At 71.9% G+C, this 24,111-nt stretch carries 21 protein-coding genes; 10 read left to right on the top strand and 11 right to left on the bottom strand.

Annotation, left to right across the window (positions count from 1 at the left end):
• The first annotated feature begins 99 nt into the window (after positions 1–99).
• Positions 100–1,386 (top strand): isocitrate lyase, encoded by a 1,287-nt coding sequence (gene aceA, locus AB0K28_RS08800; protein WP_345402404.1) that lies wholly within the window; start codon positions 100–102, stop codon positions 1,384–1,386.
• Between the two features lie 102 nt (positions 1,387–1,488).
• On the opposite strand, the gene AB0K28_RS08795 is transcribed toward aceA, so the two are convergent.
• The 3 genes from AB0K28_RS08795 to AB0K28_RS08785 form a co-directional block, all read right to left on the bottom strand.
• A complete protein-coding gene (locus AB0K28_RS08795) occupies positions 1,489–3,102 on the bottom strand; it encodes a protein kinase (protein WP_364366868.1) in 1,614 nt (537 codons plus the stop codon).
• A 202-nt stretch (positions 3,103–3,304) separates the two neighbouring features.
• Positions 3,305–4,141 carry a siderophore-interacting protein gene (locus AB0K28_RS08790; protein WP_364366865.1) on the bottom strand — a complete coding sequence of 279 codons (837 nt, stop codon included), beginning with the start codon at positions 4,139–4,141 and terminating at the stop codon, positions 3,305–3,307.
• A 93-nt stretch (positions 4,142–4,234) separates the two neighbouring features.
• On the bottom strand, positions 4,235–5,212 hold the full coding sequence (locus tag AB0K28_RS08785) for an alpha/beta hydrolase (RefSeq protein WP_364366862.1): 978 nt from the start codon (positions 5,210–5,212) through the stop codon (positions 4,235–4,237).
• A gap of 313 nt (positions 5,213–5,525) precedes the next feature.
• Between AB0K28_RS08785 and AB0K28_RS08780 the strand changes: the two genes are divergently transcribed.
• The 3 genes from AB0K28_RS08780 to AB0K28_RS08770 are packed head-to-tail and all read left to right on the top strand — an operon-like array spanning position 5,526 to position 7,751.
• Positions 5,526–6,221, top strand: coding sequence for an ABC-2 family transporter protein (locus AB0K28_RS08780; protein WP_364366859.1), 696 nt, complete (start codon positions 5,526–5,528; stop codon positions 6,219–6,221).
• Positions 6,214–7,002, top strand: a complete 789-nt coding sequence (locus tag AB0K28_RS08775; protein WP_364366856.1) for an ABC-2 family transporter protein — start codon at positions 6,214–6,216, stop codon at positions 7,000–7,002. The genes AB0K28_RS08780 and AB0K28_RS08775 overlap by 8 nt, the downstream gene beginning before the upstream one ends.
• 2 nt (positions 7,003–7,004) lie before the next feature.
• Positions 7,005–7,751 (top strand): ATP-binding cassette domain-containing protein, encoded by a 747-nt coding sequence (locus AB0K28_RS08770; protein WP_364366853.1) that lies wholly within the window; start codon positions 7,005–7,007, stop codon positions 7,749–7,751.
• On the opposite strand, the gene AB0K28_RS08765 is transcribed toward AB0K28_RS08770, so the two are convergent.
• A complete protein-coding gene (locus AB0K28_RS08765; RefSeq protein WP_364366850.1) occupies positions 7,745–8,227 on the bottom strand; it encodes a hypothetical protein in 483 nt (160 codons plus the stop codon). The two genes, AB0K28_RS08770 and AB0K28_RS08765, sit on opposite strands and share 7 nt — an antisense overlap.
• A 119-nt stretch (positions 8,228–8,346) precedes the next feature.
• Between AB0K28_RS08765 and AB0K28_RS08760 the strand changes: the two genes are divergently transcribed.
• Together AB0K28_RS08760 and AB0K28_RS08755 are read left to right on the top strand one after the other, a co-directional pair.
• The gene (locus AB0K28_RS08760) at positions 8,347–8,883 is read left to right on the top strand and encodes an MFS transporter (protein WP_345402385.1); all 537 of its coding nucleotides are present in this window, start codon (positions 8,347–8,349) and stop codon (positions 8,881–8,883) included.
• 48 nt (positions 8,884–8,931) lie between these two features.
• On the top strand, positions 8,932–9,684 hold the full coding sequence (locus AB0K28_RS08755; protein WP_364366847.1) for a YcnI family protein: 753 nt from the start codon (positions 8,932–8,934) through the stop codon (positions 9,682–9,684).
• A gap of 51 nt (positions 9,685–9,735) precedes the next feature.
• Here AB0K28_RS08755 and AB0K28_RS08750 read toward each other — a convergent pair whose 3' ends face one another.
• The 3 genes from AB0K28_RS08750 to AB0K28_RS08740 are packed head-to-tail and all read right to left on the bottom strand — an operon-like array spanning position 9,736 to position 12,975.
• A complete protein-coding gene (locus AB0K28_RS08750) occupies positions 9,736–10,851 on the bottom strand; it encodes an ABC transporter permease subunit (RefSeq protein WP_364366844.1) in 1,116 nt (371 codons plus the stop codon).
• Positions 10,838–11,815 (bottom strand): ABC transporter ATP-binding protein, encoded by a 978-nt coding sequence (locus AB0K28_RS08745; RefSeq protein ID WP_364366841.1) that lies wholly within the window; start codon positions 11,813–11,815, stop codon positions 10,838–10,840. The genes AB0K28_RS08750 and AB0K28_RS08745 overlap by 14 nt, the downstream gene beginning before the upstream one ends.
• Entirely contained in the window at positions 11,812–12,975 is a 1,164-nt protein-coding gene (locus AB0K28_RS08740) for a DUF2092 domain-containing protein (RefSeq protein ID WP_364366839.1), read from the bottom strand. Before AB0K28_RS08740 ends, AB0K28_RS08745 begins: the two co-directional genes overlap by 4 nt.
• Before the next feature lie 145 nt (positions 12,976–13,120).
• On the opposite strand from AB0K28_RS08740, the gene AB0K28_RS08735 reads away from it, so the two are divergent.
• A complete protein-coding gene (locus AB0K28_RS08735; RefSeq protein WP_364366836.1) occupies positions 13,121–13,795 on the top strand; it encodes a response regulator transcription factor in 675 nt (224 codons plus the stop codon).
• On the top strand, positions 13,788–15,134 hold the full coding sequence (locus AB0K28_RS08730) for an ATP-binding protein (RefSeq protein ID WP_364366833.1): 1,347 nt from the start codon (positions 13,788–13,790) through the stop codon (positions 15,132–15,134). Before AB0K28_RS08735 ends, AB0K28_RS08730 begins: the two co-directional genes overlap by 8 nt.
• A gap of 394 nt (positions 15,135–15,528) precedes the next feature.
• On the opposite strand, the gene AB0K28_RS08725 is transcribed toward AB0K28_RS08730, so the two are convergent.
• The gene (locus AB0K28_RS08725) at positions 15,529–16,398 is read right to left on the bottom strand and encodes a LysR family transcriptional regulator (RefSeq protein ID WP_364366831.1); all 870 of its coding nucleotides are present in this window, start codon (positions 16,396–16,398) and stop codon (positions 15,529–15,531) included.
• Between the two features lie 460 nt (positions 16,399–16,858).
• On the opposite strand from AB0K28_RS08725, the gene AB0K28_RS08720 reads away from it, so the two are divergent.
• On the top strand, positions 16,859–17,995 hold the full coding sequence (locus AB0K28_RS08720) for a neutral zinc metallopeptidase (protein ID WP_364366828.1): 1,137 nt from the start codon (positions 16,859–16,861) through the stop codon (positions 17,993–17,995).
• 824 nt (positions 17,996–18,819) lie between these two features.
• Positions 18,820–20,169 carry an LCP family protein gene (locus AB0K28_RS08715; protein ID WP_364366825.1) on the top strand — a complete coding sequence of 450 codons (1,350 nt, stop codon included), beginning with the start codon at positions 18,820–18,822 and terminating at the stop codon, positions 20,167–20,169.
• Positions 20,170–20,207: 38 nt separating this feature from the next.
• On the opposite strand, the gene AB0K28_RS08710 is transcribed toward AB0K28_RS08715, so the two are convergent.
• From AB0K28_RS08710 to AB0K28_RS08700, 3 genes are all read right to left on the bottom strand, one after another.
• Positions 20,208–21,419 (bottom strand): cytochrome P450, encoded by a 1,212-nt coding sequence (locus AB0K28_RS08710; protein WP_364366822.1) that lies wholly within the window; start codon positions 21,417–21,419, stop codon positions 20,208–20,210.
• Between the two features lie 27 nt (positions 21,420–21,446).
• Positions 21,447–21,836, bottom strand: coding sequence for a hypothetical protein (locus AB0K28_RS08705; RefSeq protein ID WP_364366820.1), 390 nt, complete (start codon positions 21,834–21,836; stop codon positions 21,447–21,449).
• Between the two features lie 208 nt (positions 21,837–22,044).
• Positions 22,045–24,084, bottom strand: a complete 2,040-nt coding sequence (locus AB0K28_RS08700; RefSeq protein WP_364366817.1) for a spermidine synthase — start codon at positions 24,082–24,084, stop codon at positions 22,045–22,047.
• Between the last annotated feature and the right edge of the window lie 27 nt (positions 24,085–24,111).

Below are 24,111 nucleotides of genomic sequence, written 5' to 3'. Positions count from 1 at the left end.
AAAGATTCGCGATTCTTCTCGGTGGTTTGCCCTATTTGGCGAGGCTTGCCAGGGCAGAGACTCGGCGTGAGCCCCAGGGGACGACCGAAGGAGTGAACGGTGAACGATCGCCTCAAGGGAGCTGCTGAGCAGCTGCGGGACGAATGGGAGAACGACCCTCGCTGGGCCGGCATCGAGCGCACCTACAGCGCCGATGACGTGATCAGGCTGCGGGGCAGCGTCCAGGAGGAGCACACGCTGGCCCGGCTCGGCGCCGAGCGGCTGTGGAGCCTCCTGCACACCGAGGACTACGTCAACAGCCTCGGCGCGCTGACCGGCAACCAGGCGGTGCAGCAGGTGCGGGCCGGCCTGAAGGCCATCTACCTGTCCGGCTGGCAGGTGGCCGCCGACGCGAACCTGAGCGGGCAGACCTATCCGGACCAGAGCCTGTACCCGGCCGACTCCGTGCCGTCCGTCGTGCGCCGCATCAACAACGCGCTGCTGCGCGCCGACCAGATCACCTGGTCGGAGGGCGTGGACGACGCGCCCCACTGGCTCGCGCCCATCGTGGCCGACGCCGAGGCCGGCTTCGGCGGCGTGCTCAACGCGTTCGAGCTGATGAAGGCCATGATCGCGGCCGGCGCCGCCGGCGTGCACTGGGAGGACCAGCTCGCCTCCGAGAAGAAGTGCGGCCACCTCGGCGGCAAGGTGCTCATCCCGACCGGCCAGCACATCAAGACGCTCAACGCCGCCCGGCTCGCCGCCGACGTGGCGGGCGTGCCCACCCTGGTCATCGCGCGGACCGACGCTCAGGCCGCGACCCTGCTGACCAGCGACGTGGACCCGCGCGACCAGGCGTTCGTCACCGGCGAGCGCACCGCCGAGGGCTTCTACCGGGTCAGGAACGGGCTGGAGGCGTGCGTGGCGCGCGGCCTGGCGTACGCGCCCTACTCCGACCTGCTCTGGATGGAGACCGGCACGCCCGACCTCGACGTGGCCCGCGCGTTCGCCGAGGCGATCAAGGCCGAGTACCCCGACCAGATGCTCGCCTACAACTGCTCGCCGTCCTTCAACTGGAAGGCGCACCTGGACGACTCCACCATCGCCAAGTTCCAGCGCGAGCTGGGGCACATGGGGTACAAGTTCCAGTTCATCACGCTGGCCGGGTTCCACGCGCTGAACTACGGCATGTTCGACCTGGCCCAGGGGTACGCGACCGACGGCATGAGCGCGTACGTCGAGCTGCAGGAGGCCGAGTTCGCGGCCGAGGCGCGCGGCTACACCGCCACCCGGCACCAGCGCGAGGTCGGCACCGGCTACTTCGACCTGGTCAGCACCGCCGTGGCGCCCGACTCCTCGACGACGGCGCTCAAGGGGTCGACGGAAGAGGAGCAGTTCGCCCGCTGACTCCACACAGGCTCGCCGGCACACGTCCTAGGGCATGGGACGGTTCCCCGGCGACCGGGCCGCGCCGGCCCCACCACCGGCGCGGCCCTCACCCCTTCGGCGTCACGGGGTGGGGGTGCTGGTCGCCGGGGTCTCCGAGGGGGTCGGGGACGGGCTTTCCTGCTCGCCGGGGCCGTCCTGAGGGATGGTGCTGATCGAGGACGACGGAGTGGGGCAGGCGCGGCGAGGGACCGGGCGGCGGCCAGGGCCTGCGCAGGTCTGCGGCTCGTCGGCGCTGCCGCCGTCGCCGCCCCCGCCCCTGCCGCCGTCCCTGCCGCCGTCGCCGTCCCGGCCGCCGGGGCCGAAGGTGCGGGTGCGGGGTTGCCTGAACGGGCTGCCGGAGGACGGCATGAGCGTTCTGACCGGGCCCTTCGTCATCGTCTGCGTGACGATCACCGTGGACGTGCCCGGCGGCGGAGCCGTCGTCGCCGGGCGCACGACCGGCACCCCGCGCCCGGCCGACGCGGTGGGCCTGATGGTGGAGTGGGCGCTGCCCGAGGTCTGCACCACGGCGGGCAGGTCGCCGGGCGGCAGCGCGCCGCCCTCGGCGCTCCTGCCGTCGCCGCCGGCGGCCGCGATGACGGTGACCGCCGCGATGGAGACGGTCGCCAGCGCGGCGAAGCCCGCGTGACCGAGGTGCGCGCGCTGCCGGGCCCGCCGGCCGTGCCTGGCCGGCCGGGAACGGTCCACCCCGGCCGTAGGCCCCGCGAGCCCGTCCCCGGCGGGAGTCAGGGCCGGCTCGCCCCCGTCCGGGAGGGCGGCAGGACCGCCGCCTTCCGCGTGGTCGTCCCCGAGCCGGTGCGGGAGCGGGGTCCAGATCTTGGAGAGCACCTCGGCCACCGCCTGGCGCAGGTCCCAGGGGGCGCCGACGCCGCCGGACGCCAGCAGCGCACGGAGCAGGGCGGCGGAGTCGGGGCGTGCCGCGGGATCCTTGGCCAGGGCGGCGGCGACGGCCGGGCGCAGCAGCGCGGGGACACCGTCGAGGCGGGGCGGCTCAAAGAGGATGCGGCGGGTGATCACGTCGTCGTCGCCGCCGCCGAACGGGTGGTGCCCGGTGGCGGCGAAGGCCACCACGCAGCCCCAGGCGAAGACGTCGGACGCGGGCAGCGCGGCCCCGCCGGTCAGCCGCTCGGGCGCGACCCATCCTGGGCTGCCCATGACCTGCCCGGCCTGGGTGTGCGCGGCGGAGACGTCCACGTCGCGGGCGATGCCGAAGTCGATGACCCGCGGCCCGCCGGGGGACAGCAGGACGTTCGCCGGCTTGAGGTCGCGATGCACGAGACCGGCCTCGTGCACGGCCACCAGCGCGGCGGCGGCGCCGAGCGCGACGCCGTACGCCAGGTCGGGCGTCAGCGGCCCGCCTGCCAGGACGACCTGGGAGAGCGCGGGGCCGGGGATGTACTCGGTGACGAGGTAGGGGCGCTCCCCCTCGGCGTCGTCCTCGATGACGGCGGCCGTGCAGAAGGGCAGCAATCTGCGGGAGAAAGCGACTTCCTCTGCGAAGCGGGCGCGTAACGTGGCATCGTTGAGATGCACCGGATGCGGGGTTTTGAGGGCGACCAGGCCACCTTGTGGGTGTTCGGCCAGGTAGACGATCCCCATCCCGCCCGTTCCCAGGCGGCCGAGTAGCAGGTAGCGGCCGATGATGACCGGGTCCCCCACCGTAAGCGGTCGCACGCCGGGAGGCATGCCGCTCGCACCACGCGCCATCCGGGCCGCCTTCCCCTGATCGGTGTCCTGGCACAGCACACTGTGGCGGCATCCGCGGGGGCTTTCCGCATGTCTTACATAAGGGGTATTGGAGGTAAGGCGGTCGTACCCTCTAGGTGAGTAAGTGCAGTGACATAGCGGTCTGAAGTGGCACAGCGCATCCCGGGGGTCAGGACGCGATGGCCGCCGCCTCCTCGGCCTCGACCTGCCGGTTCCAGTCGCTCTTGACCGCGCGCCACGCCTCGTCGTCCACGCCGAGCCGCCAGTAGCCGGAGATCGACAGCCGGTCGAGGCCGACGCCCCGCTCCAGCCGCAGGAAGCGGCGCAGTTCCTTGACGAACCCGGCCTCGCCGTGCACGAACGCGTGCACGTCACCGCCGGGGAACTCCAGCGCCCGCACGGCCGCGACCAGCGGCTCGCCCACCGGCCGGCCGCCCCGGTAGAGCCAGGTGATGTGGGCGTCGGCGGCGGTCTCCAGCTTCAGCTCGTCCTCGGGGGCGTCCACCTCGACGAACACGTGCGCGGGCGCGCCCTCGGGCAGCGCCTCCAGCGCGGCGGCGATGGCCGGCAGCGCGCTCTCGTCGCCCACCAGGAGGTGCCAGGCGGCGTCGGGGTCGGGCGCGTAGCCGCCCCCAGGGCCCAGCATGATCAGCTCGTCGCCGGGCGCGGCCTGCGCGGCCCACGGACCGGCCAGGCCCTCGTCGCCGTGCACGACGAAGTCGAGGGTGAGCTCAAGCGCGTCGGGGTCCCACGCGCGCACGGTGTAGGTGCGCAGCCGCGGCCAGTGCGCGCGCGGCATCGTCTCGCGGCAGGTCTTCATGCTGAACGGGCGCGGATAGTCGACGTCCTCGTACGGGAACACGAGCTTGACGTAGTGGTCGGTGCACCCGTCGGTCGAGAAGTGCGCCAGCCCTTCGCCCCCCACCACGACGCGCACCATGTGACGCGAGATGCGCTCGGTGCGCTGGACGATCCCCTGGTGATGGTCGACCCTGGTATCCGGCATGAGCTGTCCCCCTGAGCAAGTTAGGTATACCTAACCTTACACTGCTCTCTTTCTCCTGCGTATGCCATTGCCCCCAAATAGGACGGGTAAAAATCAGGCCGCCGCCGTGTCCCCCGTGGCGGAACCCGTCGTCGCCACCTCCTTCAGGAAGCGCGCCATGTGACGGAACGCCTGCCGCGCCTCCGGCAGCACGTCGGCCAGGATCGGGAAGACGTGCGGCATCCTGGGCCACTCCTCGTACCGCACGGGCACCCCGGACTCCCGCGCCCGCGCGGCCACCCGGTGCGCCTCGTCGCGCAGCACCTCCGTCGACCCCGTCACGATCATCAGCGGCGGCAGCCCCGTGAAGTCCCCGTGCACCGGCGAGACCAGCGGGTCCCACGGGTCGAGCCCCGAGGTCCACCGGCGGGCCAGCCAGCGCACCCGGCCGGCCGGCAGCATCGGGTCCTGCCAGCGGTTCTCCCTGCGCGGGATGTCGGTCAGGTCGGCCCACGGCGACAGGCAGATCGCCGCGGCGGGCAGCGGGCGGCCCGCGTCGCGCAGCGCCAGCAGCGTCGCCAGCGTCAGGTGACCGCCCGCCGAGTCGCCCGCCAGCACGACGTCCTCGGGCGCGTACCCCTGGCGCAGCACGCAGTCGTAGGCGTCGAGGGCGTCGGCCAGCGAGTCGGCCAGCTTGTGCACCGGCCCCTGGCGGTAGTCGAGCGCGAGCACGGGACGCCCGGCCGCCGCCGACAGCCGCCAGGTGATGGACCGGTGCGTACGCGGCGAGCACGAGAAATAGCCGCCCCCGTGGAAGTAGAGGACCATCTTGCGCTCGTCGAGCCCCTCCCCCGCGCGCACCCACTCGCCCCCGCACGCCGAGAACGCCGCGGGCGCGAGCGCGACGTGCTCGGGGCACGGCACCCGCACGACCCGTCCGAGCTCGCCCAGCCGAGCGGCGCCGGCCAGCGCTAGCGGGTGGCGCATGAGCAGGCTGGAGACCGGTTTGACGGTGCCCCACATCAGGCCGGTGAGCGCGCGGGCCTGCCAGCTCAGGGGGTAGTCGGGAACCACGTCCGTATCGATCCGCATTGTGTGACCCTCCAAGGAAGTCCTTCCCTGGAGATCGCGTTCCTACCGGCCAGTAAGTAACTCATCTCTTACCGGCACATTTCGGCCCGGCATCCGGGCACAGAAAACGCGTTGCGCGCCCACGCCGCCGCAACGGATAATTCCGTGCTTCCCGACCGCAGACCCGTGCGCGGGTCCAGGCACGGACCGTCACCGTGCCATCACCCCCCGGAGGTGCCAAACCTTCCCGCTCTACGCCCGGCTCGTCCGCTACGGCTTCCGCAAGCACGCCACCTACGTCTGGGCCGCACTCGCCGGCGCCTTCACCAACAGCGTGTTCGGCGTCCTGCGCGCCTACATCCTCATCGCGCTCTGGCAGGCCCGCCCCGGGCTGGCCGGCTACGACGTGGCCGACGCCGTCACCTACTGCTTCCTCACCCAGGCGTTCATCGCACCTATGCAGCTCTTCGGCGGCGGCCTGGCCATCCCCGAGCGCATCCGCAGCGGCGACATCGCGCTCGACCTCGTCCGCCCGGCCTCCCTGCAACTGTGGTCGCTCGCCGAGGACCTCGGCAGGGCCTCCTACCTGTTCCTCGTCCGCGGCATCCCGCCGATGCTGCTCGGCGCGGCCCTGTTCGGCATCAAGGTCCCCACCGACGCAGGACGCTGGGCCGTGGTGCTGGCCGGCCTGTCCATCGCCGTCGTCGCCAGCTTCGCCTGGCGCTACCTGCTCGCCCTGTCGGTCTGCTGGCTCCTCGACGACCGCGGCGTCGCCGTGCTGTCGATGGTCCTGATGACCTTCTTCTCCGGGATGATGGTGCCGCTGCCCCTCTTCCCCGGCCTGCTCGGCGACATCGCCGCCGCGCTCCCCTGGGCCGCCATGGTGCAGGTGCCCGCCGACCTCTATCTCGGCAAGACCGACCCCGCGCAGGCGCTGGCCTTCCAGGCGTTCTGGGCGGCCGTCCTGCTCGGGCTCGGCGCGCTCGGCACCCGGGCGATCCGCCACAAGGTGGTGATCCAGGGTGGTTAGGACGTACCTGCTGCTCATCTGGACGTGGACCCGCGCCGCCGCGGCCTACCCCGCCTCGTTCGCCATGATGACCCTGCTCGGCTTCGTCACGGCCGCGATCGACGTGGGCGTCATGATGGTCGTCTTCGCCAACACCACCAGCCTCGCCGGCTTCTCCCGCGACGAGGTGCTGTTCCTGTACGGCGCCGCGAGCCTCTCCTTCACGATCTGCGACACGTTCGTCAGCAACCTCGACCGGGTCAGCCAGCACATCAAGGCGGGCACCCTCGACACGATCCTGATCAGGCCGGTCGGCGCGTGGCTGCAACTGGCCACCGACCGCTTCAACGCCACCAGGATCGGCCGCATCCTGCAGGCCGCGCTGGTGCTCGGCTACGCGATCGCCGCACTCGGCGTCGACGTGCGGCGGGCCTGGATGATCCCCGTCATGGTGGTCACCGGCATCGTCATCTTCGCGGCGCTGTGGACGCTGGCCGGCGCCCTGCAGTTCGTGCTGACCGACGCGCCCGAGGTGGTCAACGCCTTCACCTACGGCAGCCAGCAGCTCAACCAGTATCCGCTCAGCATCTACGCCCGCGACCTGGTGGCGGGCGTGACGTACGTGCTGCCGCTGGCGTTCGTCAACTGGCAGCCGGGCCTGTACGTGCTGGGCCGTGCCGACCCCTTCGGCACGCCCGAGTTCATGCGCTTCATCGGGCCGGCCGCCGCGCTGGCCCTCGCCCTGCTGGCCGCGCTGGGCTGGCGGCAGGGCGTCCGCCACTACCGATCCACGGGGAGTTGACGATGATCGAGCTCGATCGGGCCGGGCGCTCGTTCAAGGTGCGCAGGAACGTCGTGCACGCCGTACGCGACCTGTCGTTCACCGTGTCGGCCGGCGAGTTCGTCGGCTACCTCGGGCCCAACGGCGCGGGCAAGTCCACCACGATCAAGATGCTCTGCGGCATCCTCACCCCCACCTCGGGCACGGTCCGGGTGGCCGGGCTGGAGCCGTCGCGGCGGCGTACGACGCTGGCGCGGCGCATCGGCGTGGTGTTCGGGCAGCGCACGACGCTGTGGTGGGACCTGCCGCTCAAGGACAGCTTCGAGCTGATCCGGCACCTTTACAAAGTAGATCGCACGGCGTTCAGGGCCCGGCTGGCCGAGCTGACCGACACGCTCGACCTGGGCGCGTTCCTGGGCACGCCGGTGCGCCAGCTCAGCCTGGGCCAGCGCATGCGCGGCGACCTCGCGGCGGCGCTGCTGCACGCGCCCGACGTGCTGGTGCTCGACGAGCCGACGATCGGGCTCGACGTGGTCAGCAAGGCCGGCATCCGCGACTTCCTGCTGCGGCTGAACGCCGAGCGCGGCACCACCGTGCTGCTGACCACGCACGATCTCGGCGACATCGAGCGGTTGTGCCGGCGGGTGATGCTCATCGATCACGGGCGGCTGGCCTTCGACGGGACGCTCGACGACCTGATGGCCACCGCGCCCGGCCAGTCGTCACTGGAGGACGTCGTCACCCGCCTCTACACGGGCGCGGGTCAGTAGTAGCCGCCCTCGGGGCTGGTCTCGTAGTCGTCGTCCAGATCGTCCTGGCGCCTGGACCATCTGGACGGCATCAGCACGGGGATGAACAGGGCGACGCCGAGCAGCGCGTACACGCCGCTGGTCAGCAGCGTCTTGGCGCCCACTCCTGCTTCGAGCACGATCTGGTTCACCGACTGCCCGGTGGGGATGAGGGAGAGCGCCCTGTTGACGTCGAGCGCGTACACGACCGTCCAGGCCAGCAGCACCATCGACGGCACGAACGTCGCGAGCGGCGAGATGCGGCCCGCGGTCACGAGACCCACGACCAGCCCCACGGCGGCCATCGAGCTCAAGGCGATCCACATCGTCTTCTCGTCGGCCGTGGTCGCCGCCGCCACGTCGAGCGCGTGCCGCACCGCCCACCCGCCGCCTCCGAGCACGGCCGCCGTCACCACTAAACCGACGAGCAATCCAGCTAAGTGCCGCAACGTTCTCACCTCTATGTCGACGTGGTCGGCACGACCCTAGCGACAAATGCCATTTTCGGCCCAGCCATCGGGCAGCTTGGAATCGGAGGTCTCACGAGAGCCTGCCCCGTGAGACCATGAGCACACCCATGCGTGCGCAACTCCCGTTGAGGATCGCGCGGACGGCCGCCTTCGCCGCCGTCTGCGTGGCGCTGGCCGCGTTCGCCCACGTGCTCGGCGGCGGTTCCGCGCCGGCTCCGTGGGCCGCGGCGCTCGGCCTCGCCGGGGTCTCCCTGCTGGGGCTGGCGCTGTGCGGCAGGGAACGCTCGGCGGGCACGATCAACCTCACGCTGGTCGGGGCGCAGATCGGGCTGCACGAGCTGTTCGCCGGCGAGGGCGCCTCCTACGTGTCCGTCCACGGGCACGCGCAGGGCGGGCTCGCCGTCAACGCCGGCATGCTGCTCACGCACCTGACGGCGACCGTCATCACGGGGCTGTGGCTGGCGCGCGGCGAGGCCGCGCTCTGGTCGGTGCTGCACCGGCTCGGCCGCCGGTTCACGCTGCTCGTCCCGCCCGCACCGCCGGTGCGGCCGCGGTGCGCGCCGCCCGTCGTCACCAGGGTGATCCCGCTGTGCCCCGCCTTCCGGCACAGCGTGGGCAGGCGCGGTCCTCCACTTCCCGCCTGACCGTCTGACACCCCTGTTTCATCCCCCCGATACAAGTGGAGTTCCCGCATGTCCTTCGTACGCCGTTCCGTCACCGTGCTCGCCGCCGCCACCGCCCTCACCGCCGGCCTGGCCTTGCCCGCGCTGGCCCACGTCACCATCCAGCCAGGCTCGGCCGAACAGGGCGGATTCACCAAGGTCGCCTTCCGGGTGCCGAACGAGCGCGACAACGCCTCGACCACCAAGATCGAGGTGTCCTTCCCCACCGACCATCCGCTGGCGTTCGTGTCGGTCAAGCCGGTGCCCGGGTGGGACGTCAAGGTCACCGAGGGCAAGCTGCCCAAGCCGGTCACCACCGAGTACGGCGAGCTGGACGAGGCCGTCACCAAGGTCGTCTGGTCCGGGGGCAAGGTCGAGCCCGGGCAGTTCCAGGAGTTCGAGGTGTCCATGGGCAAGCTGCCCGAGGGCGTCGACTCGCTGATGTTCCCGACGAAGCAGACGTACTCCAACGGTGAGGTCGTCGACTGGTCGGAGGCGCCGAAGGCGGACGGCTCCGAGGCCGAGCACCCGGCGCCGCTGCTCAAGCTGACGCCCGCCGCCGCCACTGCGAACGGCACGGCCGGCACCACCACTCCCGCCACCGCCCCCGCCACCGCCCCCGCCACCGCTCAGGCCGCCGCCGCGCCGTCGGTGGCGGCGGTGGCGGGCTCCGGCGCGACGTCCGACGGGACGGCGCGACTGCTCGGCGGGGCCGGGCTGGTGGTCGGCGCGATCGGCCTCGTGGTCGGCTTCCTCGGCCTGCGCCGCCGCCCGTCCGCCTGATCTCCTGACCCTGCGGCGCTCCGGGAGGCTCTCCCGGAGCGCCGCGCGCACTCAGGAGGTGATGTCCTTGCCCGAGAAGCGCGCCCAGGCGATCGACCCGAACAGCAGGATGTACGCCCCGAACGCCAGCAGCCCGTCGCGCAGCACGGCCACGTCGATGGGGCTGCGCAGCACCGCGTCGAAGTCGGTGAACCTGGTCGGCAGCAGGTAGGGCGCGACCGCGTCCAGCTCGGGGATCGCGCGCAGCACCTGGCAGACGATGATGAGCACCATCGTGCCGGCGATGGCGCCGATGGACACCTCGGTGAACACCGACAGCGCCAGCGCGACCGCGGCCAGCGCGGCCATCCCGGCGCCGACGTACCCGACGCAGATCGCGATCCGCAGCAGCCCCTCGGCCATGCTGATGGTGGTCCCCGACAGCAGGGTCACCGGCCCCGCCGGGAACAACAGCAGCCCCGTCACCAGCGCCGACAGCGCCACCACGGCGGTCACGGCGTAGGAGTAGACGGCCGCGTTGAGAAACTTGACCACCAGCAGCCTGGTCCGCCCCGCGGGCGCGGCCAGCAGGTACCGCAGCGTGCCGGCCCCCGCCTCCCCCGCCATCGCGTCCCCCGCCACGACGCTCACGGCCACCGGCATCAGCAGCAGCGTCAGGAACGAGAACGACAGGAACGTCAGCATCAGGCTGTTCCCGGCGACATCCTGCACGATGCCGCCCATGCCTTCATCGCCGCCGACGGCGCGCAGCGTGACCCCGATGACCACCGGCACGACAGCCAGCACGGCCAGGATCACCAGATTCCGCGGCCGCCTGAAGGTCAACCCCAGCTCAGACCCCAGCAACCGCCAGAACGCCCCGACGGCGCGTCCCGCCCCAGCCGCCCCCGTAGCAGCGGTGGCCCTCCCCGCGGTGCCGGTGGACGCCCCGCCACCTGCGGACCCCGTCGGCGCGGTGCCGGTGGGCGCGGTGCCGGTGGACGCGGTGCCGGTGGGCGCGGTGGCTCCGGTCCCCGCGGCGGCCTCGGACGCCTCGCCTGCCCCATTCGGCCCGGTGCGTTCGGTGGTGCGGAGGGTTTCGGTCACCGGGACCAGGCCGGGGGTGCGGCGGGCGCGGCCGCCCAGTGTGGAGGTGCCGGCCGGTCCTCCGTTCTCAGCCGTCGACATCGAAGCCCTCCCCTGTCAGTCCCACGAACACGTCCTCCAGGCTCGGCCGTACGACGGCCAGCCCGCGTACGGCGATGCCGTCCTCGACCAGGGCGGCGTTGACCCGCTCCGGCGCGTGCCCGCCCAGCTCCGCGGTGACCTGCGCGCCCTCGTCCCGCACGTCGGTGAGCCCCAGCCGGTCGAGCACCCGCGCGGCCCCCGCCGCGTCCGGCGTCTCGATCTGGATGCGGACAGCGAGCCCGGCGCTGAGCGAGGCGATCGTGCCCTGCGCCACCAGCCGCCCGGTACGCATGATCGCCGCGTGCGTGCACATCTGCTCGACCTCGGCCAGCAGATGGGAGGAGACGAACACGGTGGTGCCGTCGGCGGCGATCTCCTTGACCAGGGCGCGCACCTCGCGGGTGCCCTGCGGGTCGAGCCCGTTGGTGGGCTCGTCGAGCACGAGCAGCTCGCGCGGCCCGAGCAGGGCGGCGGCGATGGCGAGGCGCTGGCGCATGCCGAGCGAGTAGTTGCGGTAGCGCTTGCCGGCGGCGCCCGACAGCCCGACCCGGTCCAGCGCGTCGGCGACCCGCCGCCGGGCGGTGGCGCGCGGCGCGGTCGGGTCGGCCGCGTCGAAGCGCATGAGGTTGGCGGCGCCCGACAGGTACGGGTAGAAGGCCGGCCCTTCGACCACCGCCCCCACCCTGGGCAGCGCCTGCACGGGCGGCATCCCGAGCACGGTGTGCGCGCCCGCGGTGGGCGCCACGAGGCCGAGCAGCATGCGGATGGTGGTGGTCTTGCCCGAGCCGTTGGGCCCGAGGAAGCCGAACACCGAGCCGCGCGGCACGGTCAGGTCGAGGGCGTCCACGGCGACCTGGCCGCCCTTGAAGCGCTTGGTGAGCCCCCGGGTCACGATGGCCGCGTCCGCCCCGGAGGGCGGGGCCGCCCCGGAGGGCGCCCCCGCTTCGTGCATGACTGCGGTCACTTGAGGCCCGCCGCCTTGGTGATCTCCTCCGGGGTGACCGCGCCGACCAGCAGGCGGCCGTCGTCGGTCAGCAGGGCGGTGACGAGCTTCGTCTTGATCAGCTTGCCGGAGCCCCACGTGCCGCTGACCGGGGTGGCGCTCTGCAGCACGCCGTCGATCAGCGCCTGCGGGTCGGCGTCGGCGCCGAACCCGTCAGGACCGTGCTGGTCTCCGGACTCGTTCCCGGAAGCCTTCGCGGCGTCCTTCTGGGCGTCCTTGGCGAAGGTGTCGGCGTCGAACGGCAGCACCGCCACCGTCGCCCAGCCCTCGCCGACGACCTTCGCGTCGCCCGCGACGTCCTCGGCGTGCTCGGCCCGCTGGTCCTTGCCGTTCTCGAAGCCGATCTCCTGCTCCTCGACCTTCGCGCCCGCGGGCGGGGTGAAGGTGAAGTTCTCGGCAGCCGGCGGCGTGAACGTCACCTGCGTGAAGCCCACCTGGTACGCAGGCTCTGCCGAGCCCTTGGCGTAGACCTGAACCTGGAGCGGGACGTACGTCTCGCCGTCGAGGGCGATGCGCACTTCCTGCACCAGCGAGCCCTCCTCCTTGGGCGAGAGCACGAGCTGGTAGACCGGGCGACCGGCCACCTCCGCCGTGTTGATCACCCGGATCGCGGTGTGCTCGCCGGCCGCGTCCAGCAGCCGCTGGGCCAGCTGCTGCGGCGTCAGGTCGGTCTGCTGCGGGACGGGCGTGGCGGGCCGCTCGGGGGCGCCCTCCTTGATCTTCAGCTTGGTGGCGGTGTTGGTGGCGCTGTCCCAGTACCACGCCTGGCCGCCGTTGATGACCAGGTTGGTCTCGTTGAGCTGGGTCGGCATGGCCACGCGCAGCTTGTCGGCGGCGCCGTACCAGACCTTGACCTCGTGCGAGCCCGACAGCAGGCTCAGCGGCGAGGAGCCGCCGGTCGCCGGCAGCGCGGGGATGCCGAGCGAGGCCGTCTGCTGCACGGTGCCCGACATGGGCGGGATGCCGCCCTCCTTGTGCGTGGCCGCCACGGCGTCGGCGAGCAGCTGCTCGGCCGAGCGCTCGGGGAGCACGGGTTCGCCGCTCACCGCGGCGATGACGGGGCCGGCGCCGATCGCGGCTCCGATCACGGCGGCCGCCGCGACCGGGACCCCCCACCTCACGAACGTGCCTCTTCGCATCTCACTCCTTAACGGTATGTCGATGCTCAGAGCCTGCGTCACGGATCCTGTGGTGGACCTGAGACAGTCTGAGACGGCTCTCAGCCTTCTCAGCGTCGTCTCAGCGCAGGAACGGGAGAATCGCCACATGAGAGTACTTGTCGTCGAGGACGAGCGCCGGATGGCCGCCGCGCTCCAGCGCGGGCTGCAGGCAGAGGGGTTCGCCGTCGACCTCGCGCACGACGGCGAGGACGGGCTGCACGCGGCCAGGCAGGGCGACTACGACGTCATCGTGCTCGACATCATGCTGCCCAGGCTGTCCGGCTACAACGTGTGCAAGCAGCTGCGCGCGGAGGAGAACTGGGTGCCGATCCTGATGCTCTCGGCCAAGGACGGCGAGTACGACATGGCCGACGGGCTCGACCTGGGGGCCGACGACTACCTGACCAAGCCGTTCTCGTACGTGGTGCTGGTGGCCAGGCTGCGGGCGCTGATGCGGCGCGGCGCCGGGCGGCGGCCGTCGGTGCTGCTGGCCGGCGACCTGTCGCTGGACCCGGCCAGGCGCAGGGTGGAGCGGGGGCAGCAGGCGATCGAGCTGACGCCCAGGGAGTTCGCGCTGCTGGAGTACCTGATGCGGCGGCGGGACGAGGTGGTGTCGAAGTCGGAGATCCTGGAACACGTGTGGGACACCTTCGACACCGATCCCAACGTGGTCGAGGTCTACGTCGGCTACCTCCGCCGCAAGATCGACGCCCCGTTCGGCAGGAACGCGCTGCAGACCGTGCGCGGCGCGGGCTACCGGCTGGCGGGCGACGGTGGCTGAGTCGCCGCTGGTCTGGTGGCGGCGGCAGGGGCTGCGTTTCCGGCTCACGGCGGCGGCCGCGGCGGTGCTCGCGCTGGCCCTCGCGCTCTCGGCGTCGGTGCTGCTCAGCGTGCTGGACCGGGCGCTGATCTCCACCGTCGACGACACGACCATGCAGCACGCCCAGGCCGTGCGGGTGGCGGCCGACGCGGGCACGCTGACCAGCCCGATCACCACGAACGACGGCACGATCGTGCAGGTCATCGACGCGCGCGGGCGGATCACGCACGTCACGTACGGCACCGACCGGCTGGTCCCGCTGCTCGACGCGCCCTCCAGGGCCAAGGTGCTGGCGAGCGGGCAGGCTGCGCTGCTGGACGGGCGGCCGTACGCGATGCCCGGGTTCCTGCGCGTCGTCGTGCTCAGCGCGGACCGCGGGCAGACCGTGGTGGCGGCCAGGCCGATCGGCGAGATCCAGACGAGCTTGGCCACGGCCGGGCGCGTGCTGTTCGTCGGCACCCCCGCGCTGATCGTGCTGCTGGCGGTGGCCAGCTGGCTGATGATCGGCCGTACGCTGCGGCCCATCACCGCGCTGCGCAGGGGCGCCGCGGAGATCACGCACACGGCGCGGTCGCGGCGGCTGCCGGTGCCGCAGTCGCGTGACGAGGTGCACTCGCTGGCCACCACGCTCAACGACATGCTGGCCCGGCTGGAGGAGGCCGAGCAGCGCCAGCGGGCGCTGGTCTCCGACGCCGCCCACGAGCTGCGCAGCCCGCTGGCCAGCATCCGGCTGCAGCTGGAGGTGGCGCTCGGCCACCCCGACGGGCAGCACTGGCAGGAGACCGCCGAGGGCGTCCTGGAGGACACCCTGCGGCTGTCCCGGCTGGCCGAGGACCTGCTGGCGCTGGCCAGGCTGGACGAGCGCGGCGGCGTGCCGGCCCGGCGCGAGCCGGTGGACCTCGGCGAGGTCGTACGCCAGACCATCGACCGCTATCCCGAGGCCCGGCTGGCCGCCTGCGAGCCGGTCGTGGTGACCGGCGACGCCCTCGACCTGAGCCGGGTGCTGACGAACCTCATGGACAACGCCGTACGCCACACCACCTCCAAGGTCGAGGTGGCGCTGAGCGGCGACGGCGTGCTGACCGTCACCGACGACGGGCCCGGCATCCCCGAGCAGGACCGCGAACGGGTCTTCAACCGGTTCACCCGGCTCGACTCCGGCCGCAGCCGCGACGAGGGCGGGGCCGGGCTGGGCCTCGCGATCGTCCGGGAGACCGTGCGGGCGCACGGCGGGACCGTCCGGCTGGAGGACGCGTCACCGGGGCTGCGGGCGGTCGTCTCGCTGCCGCCGGCCCGCTAGCCATACCCGTTGTCATGCATGAGCGGCCGGGGCCCTTCTCAACGCGGGGCTCCGCGTGTTACGCACGGGTCATGCGTGCGGCACGCGACCGGCTCGCCGGGCTCGTCCCGAGCGCCGCCTCCATGGCGGCGCTCGCTTCCTCGCCCGTGCCCGCGCCGCGATCCGAGGGCGTACCTGAGCACAGATCAGGATCCGCGCATGCCGCCGGAGCATGCGCGTATGACGTCCTCGCGGGGATCAGCAGGGGGTTCCGGGAGTTCCGGGATTCATCGGGGGGTGGGGATCGTCCGCTGACGGAGCTCCCGCGCTCGTGGTGCCGTCACCTCAGGGGCGGGCGGCGTCACCGGGACGGCGTGGCTCGTCAGGCGGAAATGGATCGTTCCAGATGCGTGTGTCAGGCGGCGGTTCCTTTCTCCGCGGTCGTCAGGAAGTCCTGCGCGATGAGCGGGAGCCGGCGGCGGGCGTGCACGACGGCGATGACGCGACGCACCGCGGGTTCGAGCGAACGCACCACCAGGCCCGCGCGTGCGGCCTGCTCGGCCATGCCGCGGTACCACAGCAGGGAGGCCTGCCCGGCGCGTACGGCGTTGAGCCAGCCGTTGCGTTCGTCGGTCTCGACCACGACCACCGGGGTGACCGCGTACTTGCCGAACATCGCGTCGAGCTCCCTGCGGCGCAGGCTTCCCCGTGCGGGCAGGGCCAGCCGCATGCCGTGCAGCTTGCCCATGGGCACCGGGTTGGGAAGTTCGAGCCCCGGCGGGGAGATCAGGACGATCTCCTGGCGTTCGAGTGGATGGGTGATGAGATCGGTGGGCACCGGCAGGTCGGTGAGACCCAGGTCGGCGCGCTGATCCCGGATGGCGCTGACGACGCCGTCACGGCCGTCGCAGCGCACGATGTGGACGCGTACGCCCGGATGCTCGGCCGCGTAGGCGGGCAACAACCGCCCTGCGAGGCCGGGCTCGAGGCTGGGGGTGGCGGCGATGCGGAGCTCCGCCTCGGTGACCGTACCCTGGTTGGCCAGGCCCTCGATCTCGTGAACGGCGTCGAGTGCCTCCTGGGCCAGCTTGACCACCCGGCGTCCCTGCGCGGTGACGACCACCCCGCGTCCGGAACGAGCGAAGAGCGTCATGCCGAGCTCCCGCTCGAGATCGCGGATCGCGCGGGACAGCGCAGGCTGCGCGATATAGAGCGATCTGGCCGCATCGGTCATGGTGCGGTGCTCCGCAGTCGCGACCACATAGCGGAGCTGCTGGAGATTCATGCCAAAGAAGCTAGGACACCGCCCGCCGTCGGGACCGGGAGATAGCGGAGATCACCTCGAATGATTTCGGACTGTAACCGAGCGCTGCTACATCCGTGACGGGTGATACGTCAGTATGCTTTTGCCCCAAATTTGGCAAGGGTCCGTCAAGCCGTGCGACAAACCATGGCAATGCAGACATCAAGCTGAACGGGGAGACAGGTTGACAGGGAACGGGCATTATCCACCCCCGCCTCAAGGGCCAGGGCAGCCCCAGAGGCCACCCTCGCGGCCCTGGCCGCCGCCGGGCTACCGGCAGCCGCCGCCGCAGGGCAGCCCGTACCCGCAGCAGGCTCCGCCGCCCCCGCAGTACCCTCAGCCGCATCCCCAGGCGCATCCCCAGGCGCATCCCCAGGCGCATCCGCAGCAGCCCCCCGCGCCGCCGCAGGCGCCGCCTCATACGCGGCCCTACACGCAGCCGATGCCGCAACCGATGCAGCAGCCGCCGTACGGGCAGCAACCGTACCGGCAGCAGCCGCCTCCTCCTCCCCCGCCGCCGCCGATGCCGCCGCAGCAGTGGCACCGGCCGCCGCCCAAGAAGCAGGGCATGGGCGTGGGGGGCGTGCTCGGTGTGGTGTTCGGGTCGCTGGCGGCGCTGTTCGTGCTGATCGTGGTGGGCGCGGTGCTGCTCGGCGGGAAGTCGAGCACGGAGACGACGAGGCCGGTGGCGATCCCGACGTACGAGCCGTCCGAGGAACCCTCCGCGGATCCCTCTGCGCAACCCTCGTACGACCGCTCGGACCCGCCGTCGGAGCGGCCCACCACCAGCAGGGAGCCGACGGAGCGGCCTGACACCACGGTCACGCCGCCCGCCCGGGTGCAGCTCAACACGAGCCTGAAGAGCAACACGATGTACAAGGCCGGCATCCTGCCGCGCCTGAACTGCCGCAGCGGGAACGTCAACATCTACAACCACAGCCAGACCAAGGCGCTGATCCTGAAGACCGGGAAGTGCATGGACCGGGCGTGGGAGTCGATCCTGGAGAAGCAGGGCATCCGGTTCAGTGCGCCGCGCTGGGCCATCGTGGCCGGACGCGGGCGCGGCGCGTGCGGCGACTATCCGCAGCCGGGCAACATCGTGCCGTACTACTGCCCGCGCAACAACACGATCTACGCCTCCACCTCGGCCATGGCCAGGGGGAACGGCAGGTCGATGGGCTACGGCCAGCTCCTGAACTGGCACGGCGGCATCATCAGCATGATGGCCCACGAGTACGGGCACCACGTCCAGAACATCACCGGCCTGATGGACTCCTGGTGGCGCCAGACCCTCGACTCCAGCAGCCAGAACACCAAGCTCGCGCTCAGCCGGCGGCTTGAGCTGCAGGCCACCTGTTTCGGGGCCATGTGGATGCGGTCGGTGGCGGCGTCGTACCCGGTCAGCACGGCCAACCGGAACCGGCTCTTCTGGTTCTACGGACAGGTGGGCGACTACCCGGGCCGGCCGCCGGACCATGGCAAACCCGTGAACAACAATCGCTGGTTCCGCCAGGGGTGGGAGAAGAGCAAGGCATACCAGTGCAACACGTGGATGGCGCCCTCTTCGACCGTCTCCTGACAGCCCCCTGACGTTCATCTCAGGTTGAGCACATGTCTCGGTTGTCCAGATATGGGGACTAGAATCCTGGCAATCTTGTGCCCAACGGGGGGCAAACGTCAGTTTTGCCTGGTAGGCGGTCAAAGGAGCCGGGTGTGAGCAATCGCGATGGGGAAGACACCGTGCCAGAAGGCAGGAAACGGCGCCCCCAGCGACGGTCGCGCACGAGCGGCAAGGGGGAGCCGGGGGCGGCGAGCCAGGACAAGCACGTGGCGGGCCCGGCTCCGTCGCGCTCGTCCGGGCCGGGGGCGGCCGGATCCGGGTCGTCCCAGCCCCGGTCGTCCCAGCCCCGGTCGTCACAGCCCCGGTCGGGCTCCAGGAGCCGCTCGGAAGGCGCAGGGACAGAGAGCCGCTCCGAAGGTCCTGCCGGTTCCCGAGGCCGCTCGGAGGGTCCCGCCGGATCCCGAGGTCGCTCGGAGGGTCCCGCCGGAGCCAGGAGCCGCTCAGGAGCGCCCGCAGGGGGCAGGGACCGCTCGGAGGGTTCCGCCGGAGCCCGGAGCCGCTCGGAGGCTCCCTCCGGCTCCCGGAATCGCTCCTCGGAAGGTGCGGGGCCGGGGTCCAGGGGCCGCTCGGGAAGCCCCGCCGGCGCACCGTCGGCGACGCGTCCCGGCGCGGCCCGTCCGTCCGGCAAGAAGGGCCGTCCCGGCCGTAAGCCCGGCGCCGGGTCCGCCGCGCCGCGCTTCGCCAAGCCGCTGACCCCCGCCTCCTTCCTCGGCTGGACCGCTCTCTCCGCCATCCTGCCCGGCGCCGCTCACCTGCGGGCCGGGCATCGCCGTACCGGGCTGGTGCTGATCAGCGTGTACGCGGTGCTGCTGCTCGCCCTGCTCGCCTACGGCCTGAGCGTGGCCGGCGACCTGTCGAACGCGACGTTCCTGGCCGACGACGCGGCGATGGGCACGGTGATCGTGCTCGCCGCCGTGTTCGCGCTGGCGTGGTTCGCGCTGCTGGTGACCTCGTACATCGCGCTCGGGCCCAGCCGGCTGCCGCAGCAGGGCCAGGTGCTGACCGGCATCGTGGTGGGCGTGCTGTGCGTGGCGGTGATGTCGCCGTTCGCGCTGACCGCCAACTACGTGGTCGCCGCCCGCGACTCCATCGGGGCCATCTTCCCCTCGCACCCGGACGCCGAGGTGCCCGCCGCCGCCAAGGACCCCGAGAACCCGTGGGGCGACAAGGAGCGGGTGAACTTCCTGCTGATCGGCGGTGACGCGGCGGGCAACCGTACCGGTGTGCGTACCGACAGCATGAACGTGGCCAGCGTCGACCTGAAGACCGGCGCCACCGTCCTGTTCAGCCTGCCGCGCAACCTCCAGCACGTCCGCTTCCCGGCCGGCTCTCCGCTGCACAAGCAGTTCCCGAACGGCTTCATGGCCGAGCTGCCGAACGGCGGCCTGCTCAACGAGGTCTGGCAGTACGCCAACGACAACCCGCAGCTCATGGGCGGCCGCAACAAGGGCCCCCGCGCCCTGATGGACGCCATCGGCTACACGCTCGGCCTGAAGATCGACTACTACATGCTGATGAACATGTACGGCTTCGCCGACCTCGTGGACGCCATCGGCGGGCTGAAGATCCGGGTCGAGCAGGACGTCAAGTGGGGCGGCCTGTACGGCACCGCCGGCACCATCAAGGCCGGCTACCGGAAGCTGAGCGGCGAGGAGGCCCTCTGGTACGGCCGCTCGCGCGTCGGCAGCGACGACTTCTCCCGGATGGCCCGCCAGCGCTGCGTCATCGGCGCCTTCGCCCAGCAGGCCACCCCGACCGTGATCCTCACCAGGTTCGAGAAGATCGCCAGCGCGGCCAAGCGGCTGGCGCAGACCAACATCCCGCGCCACCTGGTGCAGCCGCTGGTCGAGCTGGGGCTCAAGGTCAAGAACGCCAAGATCACCAGCCTGCAGTTCGTGCCGCCGGAGTTCTACTCGGGACGTCCCGACTGGGTCAAGATCCGCCAGGCCACCAAGAAGGCGATCACCGACTCGATGCGCCCGGCCCGCCGCGCCCAGACCGCGAACGTCTCCGCCTCCCCCAGCGGCACCCGCCCCAGCCCGACGCGTACGCGTGCCATGTCCCCCACCCAGACCCCCACCAAGAACCCCCAGAAGGGCGCCCAGTCCATCGACGACCTCTGCGGCCTCTGACCCACCTCGGGAGCGGCGGGAGGCTCGCGCCCTTCCTCTCAGCGGGTGAAGGTGATGGGGAGGGTGCGGGGGCCGCGGACGGTGATGCTGCCGCGCCAGTGGAGGGTTTCCGGGGGGACTGCCAGGGCGAGGCCGGGCAGGCCGACGATCTCGGTGAGGGCGGCGCGGGCCACCAGGCGGGCCAGCTGGGCCCCGAGGCAGTGGTGGGGGCCGTGGCCGAAGCTGAGGTGGAGGTTGTCGTCGCGGGTCAGGTCCGGCAGGTCTGGACAGGCGAAGCGGTGCGGATCGCGGTTGGCGGCGGCCAGGGCCACCAAAACGGGCTGGCCGGGTGCCAGGCGTACGCCGCCCAGCTCCACGGGCTCCAGCGCGAAACGCCAGGTGGCCAGCTCGACGGGGCTGTCGAAGCGGAGCAGCTCCTCCACGGCCTGCTCCATCAGCTCGGGTCGCGCGCGCAGCCGCTCCAGCCGGTCGGGGTGGCGCAGCAGCGTGTACGTGCCGAGCGCGATGAGCCCGACGGTGGTCTCGTAACCGGCGACGAGCAGCAGGAACAGCATCGACAGCAGCTCGTCCTCGCTGATCCGGTCACCGTCCACGGCCGCAGCGGCGACGGCGCCGATCACGTCGTCGCCCGGCGCCTTGAGCTTGGCGGCCACCAGGTCGCGCGCGTACGCGGCCAGCTCCCGCATCGCGGCCGGCCTCGCCTCCCGTTCCCCCGGCTCGGACGACACCACGGCCGTCGTCCACCTCCGGAAGTCCGTACGGTCCCCAGGAGGGATCCCGAGCACGTCGCAGATGACGCCCGCTTGCAGTGGTGAGGCGAAGGCGGCGACCAGGTCGTCCCCGGGGGTCAGGCCGAGGGCGAGGGTGCGGGCCTGGTCCTCGATGCCCTCGCGCAGGCCGGCCAGCCGCCGGGCGGTGAAGTAGCGGGAGACCAGGCGGCGCAGGCGGGTGTGCTCGGGCGGGTCGGTGGTGAGCAGGTGCGTGCCCAGCCCCGACCGGTCCTCGAGCGGCCGGCCGCGCCCCGCCTCCTGCCAGTCGCGGGGCGCGTTACGGGGGTCCTTGCTCAGCCGGGGGTCGGCCAGCGCGGCGCGGGCGTCGTCGTACCGGGTGACGAGCCACCCGTACAGACCGCTGCGCAACCGCACGAGCCGCGGCGCCCCCTCCTCCCGCAACCGGGCATAGGCCGGGTACGGGTCGGGCATCGACGCCCAGCTCTCCGGCGTCTCGGGTGTCGGTCGTCGCTCGATCATGCGGCTCCCCCGGCTCGAGGTACGTCCTCATCCTGCCGCCGGACGGGCCTGCTTGCCGAGCCGGCCCACGATCCAGTCGGCCAGTGCGCCGGTCACCTGGCCGTGTTCGGTGTTGTGGGCGTCGCAGTGGTAGTCGTCGAGCTGGCTGTGCTCGGGCGACAGCGAGGTGATGTCCGTGTACAGGTCCACCGGCCACTCCCCCGGGTCGCGGTGCAGGGCGACGGCGCTCACCGACGGCACGAAGCAGGCCGAGCGGAAGCGGGCGTCGAGCCGCCGCCGGAGCCCGCGCGGGTCGCTCGGCCCGTGACCGAGGTCGTCGGCGAGGATCAGCGGCCGGACGAGCCGGTCGTGTCCTGCGCGTAGTGGACGGCGGCGGGCGAGCTCGACGTCGATTCTCGCCGCCCCTCGTGCCGCCACGATTCACACCTTTTCTCGCGGGTTTACCGGACGTCACCCCCGACCTCTCAACCTCCGTTTCCGAACGGCCGGATTTCCGTTTCCAGATTCACCTTTCCGGCCGGTCACGGCCAGGCTGATACCTCCACCTCACCTCGCATTTCACGACAAAGCAAGCCATTCCTCCGTCCACCGGTCAAGGAAAAGCAGAAACGCTGTCCGGCGATTGTCAGGCGGCGACGGAGTTACGGCGCGGCAGCAGGGCGAGAGCGCCGAGGTAGAGCACGGCGGCCACGATGAGCAGGCCCTTGTAGCCGACGACGAGCGCGACGTATTCGAGGCAGCCGCCGACCATGGCGCCCAGCAGGTTCGCGCCGAAGGAGGTGGTGGCGTCGGCGGTGTCGGCGAAGCGCTTGGCGAAGACCACGTTCGCGGCGAAGATCGGCAGGAACGCCACCGTGACGGCGGCCACCGCGCGCAGCGGCACCGGCAGGGCCAGCAGCCATTCGTTGGGCACCAGCCAGGCCAGCAGCAGGCCGGCGAAGAGCACGGCGTACATGACGGGCAGCGGCGGGGTGCGGAAGCGGCGGGTCACCTCGACGGCGGCGAGCACCGCGACCAGGACGCCGGCGAAGACGATCGCGTTGACCACCCACGTGGTGCCGAACAGCAGCGCGAACCCGGTGATGCTCTTGGTCTCCAGCAGCATGAAGCCGACGCCGAGCAGGAACAGGTCGGCGTACGGCCGCATCCGCCGGTACGGCCCCGCCACGGCGCGCACGGCGAGCAGGCTGACGAGGAGGATCAGACCGAGCGTGATCACGTAGATCGGCGGGATCGTGGCGTCCTTCAGGTAGAGGAACGGCCGGTCGTCGCCGGCGGGCTCGGGCGTGCCCGGCGCGGCGCCCGGCCACTCGCTCGCGCAGCGCTGGTCGGCGGCGGTCACCCCGGCGGTGATGACGGCCTGCTGCCCGGCGGTGCTGACGACGTCGACGCACGGCCGGTGACCGAAGGCCCGCTGCATGGTGGCGGCCAGGCGGTCGACGAGCCAGCTCTCGCGGTAGTAGTTGTACATCGAGAACGTGCCGCCCGGCTTGAGGTGGGCGCGGGCGGCCCGCATGGCCTCTTCGGTGAACAGGTAGCTCTCCAGCCGCAGCGAGCTGGCGCCGGAGACGAGGGTGAGCGAGTCGGGCAGCGCGAAGAGGATCAGGTCGTAGCGGTCGCCGCTGCGCTCAAGGAAGGCGCGGCCGTCGGTGACGTGGGTGGTCACGCGCGGGTCGTCGTAGGGGCGGTCGGGGTGGGTGGAGCCGCCCAGCTCGCGCAGCTTGGGGTCGATCTCGACGGCGTCGACGCGGGTGGCGCCCTTGGACAGCGCGATGGCCACGTCGGTGCCGCTGCCCGCGCCGACGATGAGCACGTCCTTCGGCGGCTTGGTGGTGCGCTCGTACGGGAGCCCGTACTGGGCCTCCCACTGCAGGCGGGCGGCGGCGGGCACGGCCTGCTGGTGGGGGATGCCGTTGACGGCGATGTCGGTGACGGGGATGCCGAGCTGCACGAGTTGCTTGGTGGTGACCTTGTAGTAGGGCGACCAGATGGCGCCGGCGGTGAGCGTCTCGGCCAGCAGCAGCCCGACGACGGCCACGGCGGGCACGACGACGAGGCCCGCGTAGAGGGCGGGCGGCTTGGGCACCAGCAGCACGGCGTAGCAGCCGGCCGCGATCAGCCCCCAGAAGACGGGCGGCGCGCTGACGAACGACAGCAGCGTGAACACCGCGATGCCGGTGAGGCTGCCGATGAGGTCGTAGCGGTAGGCCTCGAGGCGGGGCAGCTCGGGGAAGCACCGGCCGACGAGCTCGGCGGGGCCCATGAGGATGACCGCGGCGGCGCAGAAGATGACCGGCAGGATCGCCCAGGCGGGCGGCCCGCTGGTGGACAGGCTCGTCCAGTAGAGGACGCCCTCGGTGTTCCTGTCCACCGTGACGGGGAAGGCCAGCACGACGATGACCAGCAGTGCGAGCACGACGGGCGAGTAGTAGGGCTGCCGTTGTGACCGACCGACGCGCAGGAAGCCGAGCCCGATGCCGAGGAAAGAGCCCAGCAGCACGAAATTGGTGAAATAGCTCAGATGGACGATGTTGGAGCCGGTCCACCGGATCAGTGCCAGTTCGAGGAAGAGCATGAAGGCGCTGGCGAGGACGAGCCTCGGCCGCACCGCCAGCCAGTGGGCTTTCTCACCGTCGTGAACGGGCTTTTGCGCCTGCAGCGTCATAAGCCCTCACCGTAGTGAACGGATGGG

Source organism: Nonomuraea sp. NPDC049504 (genome assembly GCF_040676845.1).
Lineage (GTDB): Bacteria > Actinomycetota > Actinomycetes > Streptosporangiales > Streptosporangiaceae > Nonomuraea > Nonomuraea salmonea.
This window is presented reverse-complemented; position numbering and strand designations above follow the sequence as displayed.

Excerpts from the sequence above, each read along its gene's own strand:
- AB0K28_RS08785 (WP_364366862.1), bottom strand. The coding sequence starts at position 5,212 with ATGCGGATCGATACGGACGTGGTTCCCGACTACCCCCTGAGCTGGCAG.
- AB0K28_RS08735 (WP_364366836.1), top strand. The coding sequence starts at position 13,121 with ATGAGAGTACTTGTCGTCGAGGACGAGCGCCGGATGGCCGCCGCGCTC.
- AB0K28_RS08770 (WP_364366853.1), top strand. The coding sequence starts at position 7,005 with ATGATCGAGCTCGATCGGGCCGGGCGCTCGTTCAAGGTGCGCAGGAAC.
- AB0K28_RS08790 (WP_364366865.1), bottom strand. The coding sequence starts at position 4,141 with ATGCCGGATACCAGGGTCGACCATCACCAGGGGATCGTCCAGCGCACC.
- AB0K28_RS08750 (WP_364366844.1), bottom strand. The coding sequence starts at position 10,851 with ATGTCGACGGCTGAGAACGGAGGACCGGCCGGCACCTCCACACTGGGC.
- AB0K28_RS08755 (WP_364366847.1), top strand. The coding sequence starts at position 8,932 with ATGTCCTTCGTACGCCGTTCCGTCACCGTGCTCGCCGCCGCCACCGCC.
- AB0K28_RS08710 (WP_364366822.1), bottom strand. The coding sequence starts at position 21,419 with ATGATCGAGCGACGACCGACACCCGAGACGCCGGAGAGCTGGGCGTCG.
- AB0K28_RS08725 (WP_364366831.1), bottom strand. The coding sequence starts at position 16,398 with ATGAATCTCCAGCAGCTCCGCTATGTGGTCGCGACTGCGGAGCACCGC.
- AB0K28_RS08760 (WP_345402385.1), top strand. The coding sequence starts at position 8,347 with ATGCGTGCGCAACTCCCGTTGAGGATCGCGCGGACGGCCGCCTTCGCC.
- AB0K28_RS08720 (WP_364366828.1), top strand. The coding sequence starts at position 16,859 with ATGCCGCAACCGATGCAGCAGCCGCCGTACGGGCAGCAACCGTACCGG.
- AB0K28_RS08700 (WP_364366817.1), bottom strand. The coding sequence starts at position 24,084 with ATGACGCTGCAGGCGCAAAAGCCCGTTCACGACGGTGAGAAAGCCCAC.